The organism is Pseudomonas fluorescens (genome assembly GCF_001623525.1).
Taxonomy (GTDB): domain Bacteria; phylum Pseudomonadota; class Gammaproteobacteria; order Pseudomonadales; family Pseudomonadaceae; genus Aquipseudomonas; species Aquipseudomonas fluorescens_Q.
Genome location: NZ_CP015225.1, coordinates 2421846 through 2438879, shown reverse-complemented (window position 1 = coordinate 2438879; position 17034 = coordinate 2421846). Strand labels below are relative to the sequence as shown.

Here is a 17034-nt window from a genome sequence, read left to right as displayed (position 1 = left end):
CGCTCCCACACCGGATTGTTGTGAATACAGAATCTGTGATCTCCCTGTGTGCGAGCTCGCGATAGCGGCCTGCCAGACACCGCTGAATTATCAGGATCATCCATGAGCAACCCCAAACCCCGCATCGCCCTGATCGGCGAATGCATGATCGAACTGCAACAACGCGCCGATGGCAGCCTGCTGCAAAGCTTCGGCGGCGATACCCTGAACACCGCGGTGTACCTGGCCCGCGCCTTGGGCGACAGGGGCACGGTGGATTACGTCACGGCCCTGGGCGATGACAGTTTCAGCGATGCCATGTGTGAAAACTGGGCCGCCGAGAACATCGGGCTGCAACGGGTCCAGCGCTTGCCTGGACGCCTGCCGGGTTTGTATTGCATCCAGACTGACGCGGCGGGGGAGCGGCGATTCCTGTACTGGCGCAACGAGGCGGCGGTGCGCGATTGTTTTACCACCCCGGCCGCCGGGCCGATCCTGGCCGCATTGCCGGATTACGAGGTGCTGTATTTCAGCGGCGTCACCCTGGCGGTGCTCGGCGAGCAGGGGCGTGGCAAACTCATCGAAACCCTGGTCGAAGCGCGTCGGCGCGGGGCGCTGGTGGTGTTCGACAATAACTTCCGGCCCCGGCTCTGGGCCTCGATCGAAGCGGCGCGGGTGGCGTATCGCAGCGTCTTGCCCTATGTGGAACTGGCGCTGCTGACCGTAGAGGACGAGCAGGCATTGTTCGGTCATGCCGACAGCGAAGCGGTGTTCGCCGCCTATGCGCAGCTTGGCACCCCCGAGGTGGTACTCAAGCGCGGTGCCGAGGCCTGCCTGATTCGTTGCGACGGCCAGTCCTATGAAGTTCCTGCCTTGCGGGTCGAGCGCGTTGTGGACACCACGGCGGCGGGGGACTCCTTCAGTGCTGCGTACCTGGCGAGTCGTTTGCTGGGCGGCAGCCCGGTGGAGGCGGCCGAGGCCGGGCATCTGTTGGCGAGCCGGGTGATCCAGGTGCCGGGAGCGTTGATGCCCAAGGACTGACGGCACGAGTTTGGACTTTCCTGTGGCGAGGGAGCTTGCTGTGGCGAGGGGATTTATCCCCGTTGGGCGCGAAGCGACCTCGGGCAGGTTGAACGCAGTCGGGCTGAGACACCGGGGTGCAGGTCTTGGGACTGCTTCGCAGTCCAGCGGGGATAAATCCCCTCACCACCGGGACGGTGTTCGCAACACACCATCATTTCAATCCCGGTAGAACACCTGCACCAGGTGATACCCGAACTTGCTCTTGATCGGCCCATGCACCACCCGCAGCGGTTTCTTGAAAATCACCGCATCGATCACGCCCACCATCTGCCCCGGCCTTACCTCACCCAAGTCGCCGCCGCGTTTGCCCGAAGGGCAGGTGGAGTATTTCTTGGCCAGCACATCGAAGGCTTCGCCCTTGGCGATGCGTTGCTTGAGCTGTTCGGCTTCTTCGGCGGTTTTCACCAGGATATGGCGGGCTTGGGCTTTCATTGCTGCGGTGACCTGAACGGTGCGACGGGGCGGCAATTATGCCTCAAGTCAGTTGCCATGGTTGATCATCGTCCGGATCTTGTTGGCCAGCAGATCCAGGGTGAACGGCTTGGCGACCATGTCCATGCCTTGTTCGAGGAACCCCTGGCGTTCGGCGGCTTTCTGCGCGTAACCGGTCATGAACAGCACTTTCAGCCCCGGGCGGTGCTGGCGGGCGATTTCCGCCAGTTGCCGGCCATTCATGCCCGGCAGCCCGACGTCGGTCACCAACAGGTCGATGCGCTGGTCCGATTCCAGCATGGGCAGGGCCGTCATGGCGTCCCGTGCTTCCAGAGCGGTGTAGCCCAAGGCTTGCAACAGGTCGAGCACCAGCATGCGCACGGCGGGTTCATCCTCCACCAGCAACACGGTCTCCCCGGCGATGGCGGGCGGTACGACGACCGTCTCTGGTGTCTCGGGTGGTTGGGCTGACGAAGCGTGCAAGCGCGGCAGGTACAACTGCACCCGTGTGCCTTGGCCCGGCACACTGTCCAGGTTGAGGTGTCCACCCGACTGCTGGGCAAAGCCGTAGATCATCGACAAGCCCAGGCCGGTGCCTTGGCCGATAGGCTTGGTGGTGAAGAACGGATCGAAAGCCTTGGCCAGCACGGCGGGGGTCATGCCGCTGCCGTTGTCACTGACGGCGATCATCACGTAATCCCCGGCCTTGACCGGCTCCAGGGTGTTGATGTCCGTACCGTCGAGATAGACATTGGCGGTTTCGATGACCAATTCACCGCCCTCGGGCATGGCATCGCGGGCGTTGATCACCAGGTTGAGCAGGGCGTTTTCCAACTGGCTGGCGTCGGTGTTGACCGGCCACAGCTCGCTGGCCAGTTGCAGCCGCAGCACGATGTGATCGCCGGTGGTGCGGCTCAGCAGGTCTTCGAGCGAATGCACCAGGTCATTGGCGTCCAGCGGTTTGCGGTCCAGGGACTGGCGCCGGGAAAATGCCAGCAGCCGATGGGTCAGGGCCGCCGCGCGGTTGGCCGAGGAAACCGCCGCTTCGGTGAAGCGCCCGATCTCGGCGGCGCGGCCGGCGGCGATGTAGCGTTGCATCAGGTCGAGGCTGCCGAGGATGCCGGTGAGCATGTTGTTGAAGTCATGGGCAATGCCGCCCGTGAGCTGGCCGACGGCCTCCATTTTCTGCGCATGGCGCAAGGCTTCTTCGGCGCGCTCGCGTTCGAACATCTCGCTTTGCAGGCGGTGATTGGCTTCGGCCAGTTGCTGGGTACGGGCGATGACGCGTTCTTCCAGTGTTTCGTTGAGGTTGCGCAGGGCCTCCTCGGTTTTCCGGCTCTCGGTTTCGTCGATCACGAAGATGTAGAAACCGTTCACCGCACCGTCCGCGCCATGGCGAGGCAGGTAGTTGATCAGCGAATGGCGCGGGCGCCCGTCGCGATGGTCCATCTGCACGGTGAAGCTGCACGGCTTGCCGGCCAGGGCATCGGCGATCTGTTGGGCGCGGGCGGCATAGGCCTCTTCGCCGAGCACTTCACGGATGGTCTTGCCGTAGAGCTCCTGCGGGGTCAGGCCGTACCAGTCCAGGTAAGCGCTATTGTTCAGACGGAAACGCTCTTCGCGGTCCACGTAGCTGATGAGGATCGGCATGGCATTGATGATCAACTGCAGCTCGGTCTGGCTCTGGCGCAGGGCTTGCTCGGTGCGCTTGCGTTCGGTCAGGTCCAGCGCCGCGCCAAGAAAACGCTTGGGTCGGCCGTGGCGATCCTTGTAGCAACGGCCGCGCACGTACACCCAGCGCAACTCATCGTCGGGCTGCAGCAGTCGGTACTCCTCGGCGTATTCGGTGCCATGGGTGATGCAGTGCTTGATGCTGCGGGCAACCATCGCCCGGTCCTCGGGGTGCACGCCTTCGAGGTAGGCACTGATAGGCAACTGGCGTGACAGGCTGGGGTCGACGCCATGCAACAGGGCGAAGTGTGCATCGGCAATAAAGCGGTCTTCGCTGATGTCCCAATCCCAGGTGCCCAGCGCATCGGCGGCGGCCAGGGCCAATTGCAGGCGTTCTTCGCTTTCGTGCTGGGCCTTGAGGCTGGCCTCGGAGCGGCGTTCGAACTCCATCGCCAGGCGGCGGCGTTCGCTGGTCTCGATGGCGGTGACCAGGATGCCGGCGACGCTGCCGCTTTCGTCACGCACCGGGCTGTAGGTCAGGTCCAGCCAGACATCACAGAGACGGCCGGCGAAGGGTACGCGCCATTGCTGGTCGCGGCAGGAGTGTGTCTGGCCTTGCAACACACGGTGATAAATCCCTTCGGTCGTACTCTTGAGTTCGGGCCATGCTGTATGGGTCGGTTGGCCGAATGCCCGGGGGTGCTTGTCACCGGCCAGTCGGCCGAAGGCGTCGTTGTAGAGATGGGACAGCTGCGGTCCCCACAGCAAGGCCATCGCCATGGGCGAATGAAGCATGATGTCCACGGCGGTGCGCAGGCTCTGGGGCCAGTTGTGGGCAGCGCCCAGCGGGGTCAGGGCCCAGTCCACCTGGCTGATCAGGCGCTGTATATCGCTGCCGGCGGGTGTCGCGTGCATCAGGCGACCCCTGGCTGTCGTGTCTGTACCACGGCGTCTACTATCCTTTGAGGAAAGTAAGTGCGGGCGGGTCTGAAGGGTTTCATGTTCGGCTCAACTTGTTTCATTGATGTCTCGCGGAAGTTTCAGTCCATGGAAATCGATCCGTTGTTGCGAATCCTGGCGAGCCAGAATGGTTCCGACCTTTACATGTCTACGGGTGCGCCGCCGTGCGCGCGTTTCGAGGGTGTGCTCAAACCCTTGGGTAACGAGGCGTTCAAGGTCGGCGACATTGCCAGGCTCGCCGGGTCTCTGATGGACGCCGAACAGCGCCTTGAGTTCGATCGGGAGTTGGAAATGAACCTGGCGATCTCCCTGGCCGGCGTCGGGCGGTTCCGGGTCAATATCTTCAAGCAGCGCAATGACGTGTCCATGGTGATTCGCAACGTCAAGCTGGACATCCCGCGCTTCGAAGACCTGAAACTGCCTCGAGTGCTTTTAGACACCATCATGCAGAAACAGGGGTTGATGTTGTTCGTCGGTGCGACAGGCTCGGGCAAGTCGACCTCCCTGGCGGCGCTGATCGATTACCGCAATCGCAACAGCAGCGGCCACATCATCACCATCGAGGACCCGGTGGAGTATATCCATCGGCACAAGAAATCCATCATCAATCAACGGGAAGTCGGTGTCGACACCCGCAGTTTCCATGCAGCCCTGAAAAACACGCTGCGCCAGGCGCCGGACGTGGTGCTGATCGGCGAAATCCGTGACCGGGAAACCATGGAGCATGCCTTGGCTTTCGCCGACACCGGGCACCTGGTGATTTCCACCTTGCATGCCCATAACGCCAACCAGGCCCTGGACCGGGTGATCAATTTCTTTCCGGAAGAACGTCGGCCGCAATTGCTCAATGACCTGGGCAACAACCTCAAGGCGTTTGTCTCCCAGCGCCTGGTGCGTACCCGCACCGGCCAGCGGCGAGCGGCGGTGGAGGTCATGCTGGGCTCGCCGACGGTGGCCGACCTGATCCGGCGCAACGAGCTCGGCGAGCTCAAGGGCATCATGGAGAAGTCAGAGGAGTTGGGGATGCAAACCTTTGATCACGCGCTGTTCAACCTGGTGGTCGAAGGCGCCATCGATGAGGAAGAAGCGCTGAAAAATGCCGACTCGGCGAACAACCTGCGGTTGCGGTTGAAGTTGCATACCGAGTCGGGCGCGGTGCCACCGGCCGATCCGGCGGCGGGTGAGTGGGGGCTTATGGATTGATCGTGTCGGGGACCGCCCCTCGCCACAAAACTGCCTGTTGCGCTCAGTCGGCAAGCTCCGGTCGATCCCGAAACTGCTCCAACGCCTCGGGGTTGGCCAGGGCATCGGTGTTCTTCACCGCCTCGCCATGCACCACGTTGCGCACCGCCAACTCCACCACCTTGCCGCTGATGGTTCGTGGAATATCACTGACCGCGAGGATCTTCGCCGGCACATGACGCGGTGTGGTGTTGGCCCGGATGACCTGGCGGATCTGTTGCGCCAAGGCTTCATTCAGCGTCACGCCATCGCGCAGGCGCACGAACAGCACCACCCGGACATCGCCCTGCCATCGCTGGCCGATGGCGACGCAGTCCAGCACTTGCTCGACTTTTTCCACCTGCCGATAAATTTCTGCCGTGCCGATGCGCACGCCGCCTGGGTTGAGCACGGCATCGGAGCGGCCATGGATCAGGAAACCGCCGTGGGGCAGTTCTTCGGCGTAGTCGCCTTGGGCCCACACGCCGGGAAACTGGGCGAAGTAGGAGGCGCGAAGCTTTTCCTGCCGAGGGTCGTTCCACAAACCAATGGGCATCGCCGGGAAATGCCGGGTGCACACCAACTCACCTTTTTCACCGATGACTGGATTGCCGGCCTCGTTCCAGACCTGCACGGCCATGCCCAGGCTCTTGCCCTGCATTTCGCCCCGGCTCACCGGTGACAGCGGGTTGCCGTTGACGAAGCAGGACACAATGTCGGTGCCGCCGGACATCGAGGCCAGGCAGACATCGGCCTTGATGTCGCGGTACACATAATCGTAGCTATGGGGCGCCAGTGCCGAACCGGTGGAGAGCAGGGCTCTCAGGCTGTCCAAACGGTGCGTCTGGCGGGGCTTGAGGCCCTCGCTTTCCAGGGCGGCGAGGAACTTGGGGCTGGTGCCGAATACGCTGATGCGCTGCTGGTCGATCAGGTCCAGCAAGCGCTCGGGACCGGGGTGGAACGGCGAACCATCGTAGAGCACCACCGTGCTGCCCACGGCGAGGGCCGACACCAGCCAGTTCCACATCATCCAGCCGCAGGTGGTGTAGTAGAACAGCCGATCCTCGGGCCCGAGGTCGACGTGCAGGCCATGTTCCTTGACGTGTTGCAGCAGCACGCCCCCGGTGCCATGGACGATGCATTTCGGCACGCCGGTCGTGCCGCTGGAATACAGGATGTACAGCGGGTGGTCGAAGGGCACGCTGACGAACGCCGGTTCGCCACCGCTCTGATAAAAGTCGTTCCACAACGCGACAGCGGCCGGGGTCTTGAAGTCCTCGACGCAGGCGTCAGGCTGGGCATAAGGCAGCACGATCAATTGCTGCAATGACGGCAAACGTTCAAGGATTTCGTTGACCTTGGTTCGCTGGTCGATGACCTTGCCCGCGTAGCGATAACCGGCGCAGGTGATCAGCACCTTGGGTTCGATCTGGCCGAACCGGTCGATGACCCCTTGGGTGCCGAAGTCCGGTGACGAGCACGACCAGATGGCCCCCAGGCTGGTGGTGGCGAGCATGCCCACCAGGGTTTGCCAGGTGTTGGGCATGCACGCGGCGACTCGATCTCCCTGGGTGACGCCGGCAGCTTTCAAGCTTGTTTGCAGGCCAGCGACATGGGCGGCGAGTTCGGCCCAGGTCAGTTGTTCCTGGCTGCCGTTTTCGTCGAGCGCCACCACCGCGACGGCGTCATCGCGGCGGCGCAGCAGGTGCTCGGCGAAGTTCAGGGTGGCGCCAGGGAACCACTGGGCGCTGGGCATTTGCGCACCCTCCACCAGTACCGCGTCGGGAGCTTGGTGAAAGTGGATCTCGAAAAAATCGACAATGGCCTGCCAGAAGGCTTCGCGCTGGTCGATGCTCCAGGCGTGCAGGGCGGGGTAGTCGTGCAGTTGCAGGTGATGTCGCGCGTTGACGAACTGGCGAAAGGCGTTCATGCGCGACTGGGCGATGCGTTCGGGGCTGGGTTGCCAGAGGATGTCGGACATGGGGTGCCTCTTGTTTTTTCGGGCTTATAAACATTGCAGCACAAGGCGTTATTTATGGCGAGAACCGCTTCTGTGGCGAGGGAGCTTGCTCCCGCTCGGTTGCGTAGCGGCCGCCTAATGGGCCTGCTGCGCAGTCCAGCGGGAGCAAGCTCCCTCGCCACAAAACCGCGTTTGCCAGAGGATTGTGGGGTTATTGAGCCAGCCACCCACCATCAATATTCCACGCCGCACCGCGCACCTGGCTGCCGGCTTCGCTGCATAGGAAAAGCACCAGTTCCCCCAGTTGCGGCGGGGTGACGAATTCCAGGGACGGCTGTTTCTCGGCCAACAGGTCATGCTGGGCCTGTTGCGGATCGACGCCGGCGGCAATGCGATCGTCGATCTGTTTTTGCACCAGTGGCGTCAGCACCCAGCCCGGGCAGATGGCGTTGCAGGTCACGTTGCTGGTGGCGGTTTCCAGGCCAACCACCTTGGTCAGGCCAATCACCCCATGCTTGGCCGCGACATACGCCGCCTTGCCCACCGAGCCGACCTGGCCATGCACCGAGGCGACGTTGATAATCCGCCCCCAGCCTTTGGCGCGCATGCCCGGCAGGCTCAGGCGGGTGGCGTGGAACACCGAGGACAGGTTGATGGCGATGATCGAGTCCCAGCGCTCCACGGGGAAATCTTCCACGGCGGCCACGTGCTGGATCCCGGCGTTGTTCACCAGAATGTCAACGCCGCCGAACTCGCGCTCGGCGTAGGCGAGCATGTCGGCGATCTGCGCCGGGTCGCTGACATCGGCCGGATGATGACCAACCTTGCCGCCGAACTGTTTCACCTCGGCGATCACCGCCGAGGCATCGCCAAAGCCGTTGAGGATCAGGTTGGCCCCGGCCTTGGCCAGGCTCAGGGCAATGCCCAGGCCGATGCCGCTGGTAGAACCGGTGACCAGGGCGGTCTTGCCCGAAAGAGTGGTTGTCATGGGAACCTCACACAATGCCAGTGGCGTAGAACACAGCGATCACGAAGAACACCGCGAGGGTCTTGATCAGCGTAATGCAGAAAATGTCTTTGTAGGCTTCGCGGTGGGTCAGCCCGGTCACCGCCAGCAGAGTAATCACCGCGCCGTTGTGGGGCAGGGTGTCCATGCCGCCGCTGGCCATGGCGGCTACCCGGTGCAGCACTTCCAGGGGAATGTTGGCGGCGTGGGCGGCGCTGATGAAACTTTCCGACATCGCCGCCAAAGCGATGCTCATGCCGCCCGAGGCGGAACCGGTGATGCCCGCCAGCAGCGTGACGGTCACCGCTTCGTTGACCAGTGGGTTGGGAATGCTCTTGAGCCAGTCGGCCAGTACCAGGAAGCCCGGTAAGGAGGCGATGACCGCGCCGAAACCGTATTCCGAAGCGGTGTTCATTGCCGCCAGCAATGCACCGCCCACGGCGCTCTTGCTGCCTTCGGCCAGCTTGCTGCGAATGGCCCGGAAACCGAATATCAGGACCATGATGATGCCCACCAGCAACGCCGCCTGCACTGCCCAGATCGCGGTGAGCTTGGCGATGTCGCTGGTCACTGGCGTCGCCATGCCCGGCAGCGCCAGGCTGTGGGTCTTGCCGTACCACTGTGGGATCCACTGGGTGAACAGCAGGTTCATGATGCCCACCGCCAGCAGTGGCGAAACGGCGATCCAAGGGTTCGGCAGCTTGATGTCTTCGGCGGTTTCCGGTTCGTTGCGCAGTTCGGTGCCGTAGCCTTCGCCCACACGCTGGGCCTTGTTGCGCTGGCGCTGCAGGAACAGCATGCCGAGGCTGAACACGAAGATCGTACCGATCACACCCAGCCAAGGTGCGGCCCAGGCGGTGGTGTTGAAGAACGTGCTGGGAATGATGTTCTGGATCTGCGGCGTGCCGGGCAGGGCGTCCATGGTGAACGAGAACGCACCCAGGGCAATGGTGGCCGGGATCAAGCGCTTGGGAATATTACTCTGGCGGAACATCTCGGCGGCAAACGGGTAGACCGCGAACACCACCACGAACAGCGACACGCCGCCATAGGTCAGCAGGGCGCAGACCAGCACGATCACCAACATGGCCTGGCGCGTACCCAACAGACGAATCGCCGCGGCGACGATGGAGCGGGAGAACCCCGACAGCTCGATCAGCTTGCCAAACACCGCGCCGAGCAGGAACACCGGGAAATACAGTTTGATGAAGCCGACCATTTTCTCCATGAACACCCCGGTGAAGGCGGGGGCGACGGCAGACGGGTCGGTGAGCAGGACGGCACCGAGGGCGGCGATGGGGGCAAAGAGGATAACGCTGTAGCCACGGTAGGCGGCGACCATCAGCAGCGCGAGGGCTGCCAAGGCAATGATCACACTCATGGTGTGTCTCCTGGATTGTTATTGTTGTGATGAAGCTGTGGGGAGGGCGTTAGCGAGTTTTGTGCCAGGTGTGTAACCGGCTGAAATATAAGGAAATTAATTGAGGTTGTAGGGCGCGAATGAGAGGCATGTCTCTGTTTCGAGAATTTTTTGGAGTGTGCAGGACCTCATCGCGAGCAAGCTCGCTCCCACAGTTGACCGCGTACTTCAGAGGAACTCCTATCCCTGTGGGAGCGAGCTTGCTCGCGATGAGTGCGAAGCGCTCCAAAACCACAAGTCTATATTTTGAGAATGAAGTCTCTCTATTGAGAGTCCGCAATCCCTAGCGCCACCATCTTTTTGTACAAGGTCGACCTCCCCAACCCCAACCGCTCGGCCGCTTCAACCACTTTGCCCCCGCATTGCGCGAGAGTGGTTTCGATCAACTGTCGGTCGAAGCGTGCCCGGGCCTGGCTGAAAGTTTCTTGCGGCAACGGTTCCAGGCTCGGACTTGCCGGGCGGGTTACCGGTATGAACGTCCCGATAGCCGCGCGGATGTCCGCCGCCGTGAGCACCAGGTCGTCGCTGAGCAACGCGGCGCGTTCCAGCACGTTGCGCAGTTCGCGGATGTTGCCCGGCCAGGCGTGTTGGCATAGCAGGGCGAGGGCGGTGGGGTTCAGTTCGTGCTGGCTGCGCAACTCTTCCAGGATCGCTTCGCTCAGGGCCGGCAAATCATCCAGGCGTTCACGCAAGGGCGGAACGTGGATCGGCAGCACGTTGAGGCGGTAATACAGGTCGGCGCGAAACTCTCCGCGCTTGATCGCCGCCTCCAGGTCCATGGAGGTGGCGGCGATCACCCGCACGTCGCTTTGCAGCACCTCGTTGGAACCCACCGGTTCGTATTCCTTTTCCTGAAGCACCCGCAGCAGCTTGCTTTGCAGCGGCAGTGGCATGTCGCCGATCTCGTCGAGGAACAGCGTACCGCCCTGGGCGATCTGCAGTTTACCGGCGCGGCCCTTGCGGTCGGCCCCGGTAAACGCCCCTGGCGCGGTGCCGAAGAATTCGGCTTCCAGCAGCGATTCAGGAATCGCCGCGCTGTTGATGCTGACGAACGCCTTGTGCGCCCGCGGCGAAGCACTGTGGATGGCCTGGGCCAGCAGTTCCTTGCCGGTGCCGGTTTCGCCGAGCAGCAGCACCGGCGAATCGGCGCTGGCGCTGCGCCGGGCACGACGCTTGACCTCAAGGCCGGCGTTGCTGGTGCCAATGAAATGGGCAAAGTTGTACTTGGTCTGCCGCGCCCGCAGCAGCGAGCGGGTGGAGGCCAGTTCTTCCTGCATGCTCAGGTAGCGCTTGAGCATCGGCGACAGGCTGCGCAACTCATCGAACAAGGCAAAGCCGATGGCACCGATCACCGCACCCGCGCTGTCGTGGATCGGCAGGCGCATCACCACGAGGGGTTCCTTGGGCGTGTCCTGCATGTCCAGCAGGATCGGGCGCCCGGTGCGCACCACTTCGCGTAACAGGCTGCTGGGAATCACGCTCTCGCACGCCCGACCGATGGCTTCCTGCGCCGAGTTCAGGCCGAAACGGCGGGCATAGCGTTCGTTCATCCAGACGATGTTCGCATCGCGGTCGACAATCACCGTGCCTTCGCTGGACTGCTCGATGATCTCGAACAGCGAACGGATCGCCAGCGTGCGCACGCGCTTGTAATCCTTGAGGCTTTCGGTGGGGTTCATCAGGCATTTCCAGAGAGAGGGGGTTTGTCGTCGCCACCGTGCGCGGCGATGAACATGGCGACGGCCGACCGGCAATAGGATTCGATTTCGTTGTCGTCCTCTGCTCTGGCCTCATCGAAGCGCGCGATTATCAGGAGATCGGATCCTTTGAAAAGCGCGGCAAACAAGCGGGCGGATCCCAGGGGGTCGGGCACGTTCAGGACCGCCTTCGCGTGCAACTGACCCAACAGCGCCTCGATCTGGGCGATGACATAGGCGGGGCCGGCTTCGTATTGGCGCTTGCTTAACGACTTTTGATTGGTCTTGTCGGCCATGATCATGGCTTCGACACTGCGCACGTCCGCGCTCAACAAGGTGCGAAGCAGGGATGTTCCCACCGCCATGAGCTGATCTGCCGCCGAACCGCCGACGCCTTCAATAAGGGCCTGCGGTGCAAATTGATGGCAGTGGGCCGCGATGGCCGCACTGAACAGCGCCTCCTTGTTCTCGAAGTGCCGATAGATGCTGAGCTTGGAGATCTTCGCCCGCTGGGCGACCTTGTCCATGGTCGTCGCTTGAAAACCCAACTCCACAAAAAGTTCGCCCGCAGCGTCGACTATAGTTTGGCCAAGCGCCTCGTTGGCGGGCCGGCCGCGACGGGCCTGGCTGTTTTCGGTCATAAAAATTCCAGTACTTGACAGTATTCTAATTCTTGAATTATGGTACTTCAAAGTATCTTAAAGTACAAACCAATCTCCTCCCTCCACAGTACGGAGCCCATCAACATGAATGACGTCATCATCATCGGCGGTAGCTTTGCCGGGCTTGCCGCCGCCCTGCAACTCGGCCGTGCCCGCCGCAAGGTCACCGTTCTCGATACCGGCCTGCCGCGCAATCGCTTCGCCGACCACTCCCATGGCCTGCTCGGCCACGACCACAAGCCACCGCTGGAGATCCTGGCCGAGGCGCGGCAGCAGTTGGCACGCTATCCCACGATCCAGCTGGTCAATGCCCGGGCCGAGAGCATCTCCGGCGCCATCGACGATTTCTCCGTCCTCACGAGCGAGGGCGAAACCCTCAGGGCGCGCCGTCTGATCCTGAGCTATGGCGTCGTCGACCAGATGCCTGAACTTTCCGGCTTTACCGAAGGCTGGGGCTCCTCCATCGTGCCTTGCCCCTATTGCGACGGCTTTGAAGTTGCCGGTCGGCATTGGGGCCTCGTCTGGTCCGGCCCAATGTCGCACAACTACGTCAGGCTGTACCACGATTGGACTGACACGTTGACGGTCTTCGCCAATGGTCACGACATTTCACCCGATATCCGGGCCGATCTGGCGCGCCGTGGCATCCCTGTCGTCGATGGCCGGGTCACCGAAATCGACCATGACGAGAGCCATAACGCCACCGTCAGGCTCGACGCCGGCCCCTCTGTCGCGGTCGACATCCTGTTCGCGCATCCGCGCAACAAGCCGTCCGCACGCCTGCATGAATCGCTGGGTCTCGCCACGGTCGATACGCCCCAGGGCATCGTCCTCAAGGTCGACGAGCGCCGCGAAACCAGCGTGCCCGGCATCTACGCCGCCGGCGACCTCGCCAACCCCGCAATGCCCTCGGTCACCACGGCATCATGGCAAGGCGCGACGGCGGGCATCTCCGCCCAGCAGTCGATGCTGGTTTGAGAGCAAGCAGCATCGATCACGCCAATTTCAATTTCACAACAGAAGCGAGTGCCACCATGGAAGTCCTGAAGAAATTCAAGCCGCTAGACGATAAATTCCCGCTTGAGCGCCAACTCGGCATCTCGGCCGCGCCAATCGTACTTATCAACATATTCACGGTCGGTTCCGCCGACGAAGCGGGCTTCCTGGACGCCTTCAAGGCGGCTGGCGAAACCCTGAAGAAGCAGCCGGGCTTCATCTCCACCCAATTGCACCGAGCGATCGGTGACAGCCCGACGTTCCTGAACTATGTGGTGTGGGAGTCCACCGAGACGCTGCGCGATGCCTTCGCTCGTCCCGAATTCGTCGCGAAGGTTTCGGCCTATCCGCCATCCGTCGTCGCCACCCCGCATTTGTTCCAGAAGGTTGCCGTCCCCGGCTTTTGCACGGCCTGACTCCAGAAATATGGCAAGGCGCGATGGCGGGTACTTTCGCCCAGCAGTCGATGCCGGCTTGAGAGCACAGATTGGAGATGAGCATGAAGGCGCACATGTCCAAGACCAGAAAAACCGAAGCCAGCATCAGCATTCTCGCCCGACCACTCTTGAAAAAAGGCTGAAACAGATGGAGTTTGAACACGTCACTTTCGACCTGCCACACGGCACCTTTCATGCGCTGAAGGGGGGGGATCCCGATGGTCAACCGACGATCGTCTTGCACGGTTTCCCGGATCATCCGCCGACCGCGAAGCCCTTCCTTGCCGAGCTCGGCCGTCGTGGCCGTCACGTCATCGCACCCTGGCTTCGCGGTTACTCACCGTCCCCGACCGCGGGTCCGTTCGACTTCGCAGCCCTCACCAGCGACGTGCTCGCGCTGATCGACCGCTGGTCTCCGGGGCGAGCCGTGGAGTTGATTGGTCACGACTGGGGCGCCCTGATCACCTATGACGCCTGCGTCACCGCGCCGGAGCGGATCGAACGCGCGGTCGCGCTCGCAATCCCTCATCCACTCACGTTCATGAGCCGGCTGACGCACCCCGCTCAACTGCGCCGGAGCTCGTACATGGGGCTCTTTCAACTGCCTGGAAGCGGCTGGATCGCCACCGCCCGCGATCTTGCCTTCATCGACCGCCTCTGGCGTCAGTGGTCGCCCGGCTTCTCGCTCGATCCCGCTCTCAAGGCGGAGCTACACGAGCATCTGCGCAAGAGCATGCCCGCGCCCCTAAAGTATTACCGGGCGATGCTGCGCCCCGGCATGATTGGTGCGACGCGCCGCATGTCTCAGCCGATCACGGTGCCCCTGTTGCAGCTTCACGGTGCCAACGACGGCTGCATCCTCCCCGCGCAGGTCGACGACCGACATCGGTTCGCCGCCCCGCACGCGATGGAGGTCGTCCCCGGCGTCGGTCACTTCCTGCACATCGAAGCCCCTGAGGCGATCGCGGAACGGATCGCGGCATGGGCCAAGTAGCGTCCTTTCCCCCCTTGCCTCGATCAAAGGGATGCTGGTTAAGAACGAATCAAAACGAGGAGATGTCATGACAGAGCAAAAAGCCTATCAGGTCGCCGACTGGAATGGCCAAAGCGGTGAGTACTGGGCCGCCAACCAGGCCCGGCTCGACGCCATGTTTGCGGTATTCGGCCAGGCCGCGATCGAAGCCGCCGCGCCCGCCATGGGCGAACGCGTGCTGGACGTCGGCTGCGGCGCGGGCGCGTCGAGTCTGGAACTGGCTGGCCGCGTCGGTGCGGGCGGCCATGTGCTGGGCGTGGACATATCCGAACCGCTGATCGGCCGAGCGCGCGCACTGGCGCCACAGGATACGCCGGCCCAGTTCCGGGTAGCCGACGCCAGCAGCGCCGAGCTGCCCGAGGGGGCGTTCGACATCCTGTTCTCGCGCTTCGGAGTCATGTTCTTCGACGATCCCACAGGGGCCTTCACCCATATGCGACGCGCGCTCCGGCCCGGCGGGAGGGTCGCTTTCGTCTGCTGGCGCGGCGTGGCCGAGAACGATTGGCTACGCCTGCCGATGGGCGCGATCAAGGACATCGTCCCGCTACCCGCGCCGCCCGGTCCCGAAGCACCCGGTCCGTTCTCGTTCGGCGACCGGGGGCGGGTGACACGCATCCTGACGGCGGCCGGCTTCACCGATATCGCTCTCACGCCCTTCGATGCTGCCATCCCGTTCGGCGAGGGCGGGACGCGGGACGCGGCGATCGACGACGCGGTGAAGATGGCGTTCGAGGGCGGCCCGCTGTCGCTTGTGTTAGCTGATCAGTCCGACGACATCCGCGCCCGCGCCTGGGCCGCGGTTCGTGCCGCCTTCGCGGGCCTCCCTGGTGAGCGGTCGGTGATGATCGACGGCGCGGCGTGGATCGTCACGGCACGCAATCCTGCAAGCTGACAGGATTACCCCGGATGCGCCGCCGCCAACAACTCCTTGGTATAGGGATGCTGGGGTGAGTCGAACACGTCATGACTGGCGCCTTGCTCGACCACTTTGCCGTCCTTGATCACGATCATGTCGTGGGCCAGGGCGCGGACCACCGCCAGGTCGTGGCTGATGAACAGGTAGGTCAAGTCGTACTTCTGCTGGAGCTGACGGAGCAGGGCGACGACTTGTTTCTGCACGGTGCGATCCAGTGCCGAGGTGGGTTCGTCCAGCAAAATCAACGCTGGCTTGAGCACCAGGGCCCGGGCAATGGCGATGCGCTGGCGCTGGCCGCCGGAGAACTCGTGGGGGTAGCGATGACGGGTCGCAGGGTCGAGGCCGACCTCCTTGAGGGCCTGGATCACTCGGGCTTCACACTGTTCGGGGCTGGAAGGCTGGTGGACCTCCAGGCCCTCGCTGATGATCTGCTGCACTGACATGCGCGGGCTGAGGCTGCCGAACGGGTCCTGGAACACCACCTGCATCTGCTTGCGCCACGGTCGCAGGGCTTTTTGCGACAGATGATCGAGGGCCTGGCCCTGGAAACGGATGCTGCCTTCGGACTCGATCAGGCGCAGGATCGCCTGGCCGAGGGTGGACTTACCGGAGCCGGATTCGCCGACGATGCCCAGGGTCTTGCCGCGCTGGATGCTCAGGCTGATACCGTCCACGGCGCGCAAGTATTCCTTGCGCCGGAACAGCCCGCCGCTCAGGGGAAAACTCACGCGCAGGTCTTGCACTTGCAACACCTCCTCGCGGTCGTCCCGGGGCAGGGCCTCGCCTTCCGGTTCGGCGTGCAGCAGCTCGCAGCTGTAGGGATGTTTCGGTGCGCTGAACAGGGTTTCGCACGGCGCCTGCTCGACGATTTCCCCGGCCTTCATCACACACACCCGTTGGGCAATGCTGCGCACCAGATTGAGGTCGTGACTGATCAGCAGCAAGGACATGCCGAGCCGTTGCTGCAAGGACTTGAGCAGCAGCAGGATCTTGCGCTGCACGGTCACGTCCAGCGCGGTGGTCGGTTCGTCGGCGATCAACAGTTCCGGCTCGCAGGCCAGGGCCATGGCGATGATGACCCGCTGTCGCTGACCGCCGGACAGTTGATGCGGATAGGCCTTGAGTCGCTCGACAGGGTTTTGAATGCCAACCAGGGTCAGCAGCTCCAGAATCCGCTGGCGCGCGGCTTTGCCCCCCAGGCCCTTGTGCAGCATCAGCGTTTCGCCGATCTGCTTTTCGACGCTGTGCAGCGGGTTCAGCGAAGTCATTGGCTCCTGGAAGATCATCGCGATGCGATTGCCGCGCAGCTCCCGCAGAGCCTGGGTGTCGGCCCCCACCAGCTCCTGGCCGCGATAGCGAATGCTGCCGCTGGTATGGGCTTCATTCTCGGGCAGCAATTGCAGGATCGAATGGGCGGTCACCGACTTGCCCGAGCCGGACTCGCCCACGAGGGCCAGGCACTCGCCGGGGCGGATGTCCAGGCACAGGTTGCGCACCACCGTCTGGTCGTTGAAGGCCACGCTCAAGTCGCGGATTTCGATTAGGTTGTCGCTCATCTCAA

The 17034-nt window shown here is 63.0% G+C and carries 14 protein-coding genes; 6 read left to right on the top strand and 8 right to left on the bottom strand.

The window, feature by feature from the left end:
• Positions 1–102 precede the first annotated feature (102 nt).
• Positions 103–1020, top strand: coding sequence for a sugar kinase (locus TK06_RS10355; RefSeq protein WP_063321987.1), 918 nt, complete (start codon positions 103–105; stop codon positions 1018–1020).
• A gap of 198 nt (positions 1021–1218) precedes the next feature.
• Here TK06_RS10355 and TK06_RS10350 read toward each other — a convergent pair whose 3' ends face one another.
• On the bottom strand, positions 1219–1494 hold the full coding sequence (locus TK06_RS10350; RefSeq protein ID WP_003182808.1) for a peptidylprolyl isomerase: 276 nt from the start codon (positions 1492–1494) through the stop codon (positions 1219–1221).
• Between the two features lie 48 nt (positions 1495–1542).
• On the bottom strand, positions 1543–4080 hold the full coding sequence (locus TK06_RS10345) for a hybrid sensor histidine kinase/response regulator (protein WP_063321986.1): 2538 nt from the start codon (positions 4078–4080) through the stop codon (positions 1543–1545).
• A gap of 132 nt (positions 4081–4212) precedes the next feature.
• On the opposite strand from TK06_RS10345, the gene TK06_RS10340 reads away from it, so the two are divergent.
• Positions 4213–5328, top strand: a complete 1116-nt coding sequence (locus TK06_RS10340) for a PilT/PilU family type 4a pilus ATPase (protein WP_063325130.1) — start codon at positions 4213–4215, stop codon at positions 5326–5328.
• Positions 5329–5371: 43 nt separating this feature from the next.
• On the opposite strand, the gene TK06_RS10335 is transcribed toward TK06_RS10340, so the two are convergent.
• The 5 genes from TK06_RS10335 to TK06_RS10315 form a co-directional block, all read right to left on the bottom strand.
• The gene (locus tag TK06_RS10335; RefSeq protein ID WP_063321985.1) at positions 5372–7327 is read right to left on the bottom strand and encodes an acetoacetate--CoA ligase; all 1956 of its coding nucleotides are present in this window, start codon (positions 7325–7327) and stop codon (positions 5372–5374) included.
• Positions 7328–7517: 190 nt separating this feature from the next.
• A complete protein-coding gene (gene hbdH / locus TK06_RS10330) occupies positions 7518–8294 on the bottom strand; it encodes a 3-hydroxybutyrate dehydrogenase (protein WP_063321984.1) in 777 nt (258 codons plus the stop codon).
• Between the two features lie 7 nt (positions 8295–8301).
• Complete coding sequence (locus TK06_RS10325) at positions 8302–9693, bottom strand: GntP family permease (protein ID WP_063321983.1); 1392 nt, start codon at positions 9691–9693, stop codon at positions 8302–8304.
• 302 nt (positions 9694–9995) lie between these two features.
• The gene (locus TK06_RS10320) at positions 9996–11411 is read right to left on the bottom strand and encodes a sigma-54 interaction domain-containing protein (protein ID WP_063321982.1); all 1416 of its coding nucleotides are present in this window, start codon (positions 11409–11411) and stop codon (positions 9996–9998) included.
• Positions 11411–12070 (bottom strand): TetR/AcrR family transcriptional regulator, encoded by a 660-nt coding sequence (locus tag TK06_RS10315; RefSeq protein ID WP_063321981.1) that lies wholly within the window; start codon positions 12068–12070, stop codon positions 11411–11413. Before TK06_RS10315 ends, TK06_RS10320 begins: the two co-directional genes overlap by 1 nt.
• A 105-nt stretch (positions 12071–12175) precedes the next feature.
• Here TK06_RS10315 and TK06_RS10310 point away from each other — a divergent pair, with 105 nt between their 5' ends.
• The 4 genes from TK06_RS10310 to TK06_RS10295 all read left to right on the top strand — a co-directional run bounded on the left by TK06_RS10310 (position 12176) and on the right by TK06_RS10295 (position 15449).
• Positions 12176–13069, top strand: coding sequence for an NAD(P)/FAD-dependent oxidoreductase (locus tag TK06_RS10310; protein WP_063321980.1), 894 nt, complete (start codon positions 12176–12178; stop codon positions 13067–13069).
• Positions 13070–13125: 56 nt separating this feature from the next.
• Positions 13126–13503 carry an antibiotic biosynthesis monooxygenase family protein gene (locus TK06_RS10305; RefSeq protein ID WP_063321979.1) on the top strand — a complete coding sequence of 126 codons (378 nt, stop codon included), beginning with the start codon at positions 13126–13128 and terminating at the stop codon, positions 13501–13503.
• A 169-nt stretch (positions 13504–13672) separates the two neighbouring features.
• Positions 13673–14518, top strand: coding sequence for an alpha/beta fold hydrolase (locus TK06_RS10300; RefSeq protein ID WP_063321978.1), 846 nt, complete (start codon positions 13673–13675; stop codon positions 14516–14518).
• 67 nt (positions 14519–14585) lie between these two features.
• Positions 14586–15449 carry a class I SAM-dependent methyltransferase gene (locus TK06_RS10295; protein ID WP_063321977.1) on the top strand — a complete coding sequence of 288 codons (864 nt, stop codon included), beginning with the start codon at positions 14586–14588 and terminating at the stop codon, positions 15447–15449.
• A gap of 5 nt (positions 15450–15454) precedes the next feature.
• On the opposite strand, the gene TK06_RS10290 is transcribed toward TK06_RS10295, so the two are convergent.
• Positions 15455–17029, bottom strand: coding sequence for an ABC transporter ATP-binding protein (locus TK06_RS10290; RefSeq protein WP_063325129.1), 1575 nt, complete (start codon positions 17027–17029; stop codon positions 15455–15457).
• Between the last annotated feature and the right edge of the window lie 5 nt (positions 17030–17034).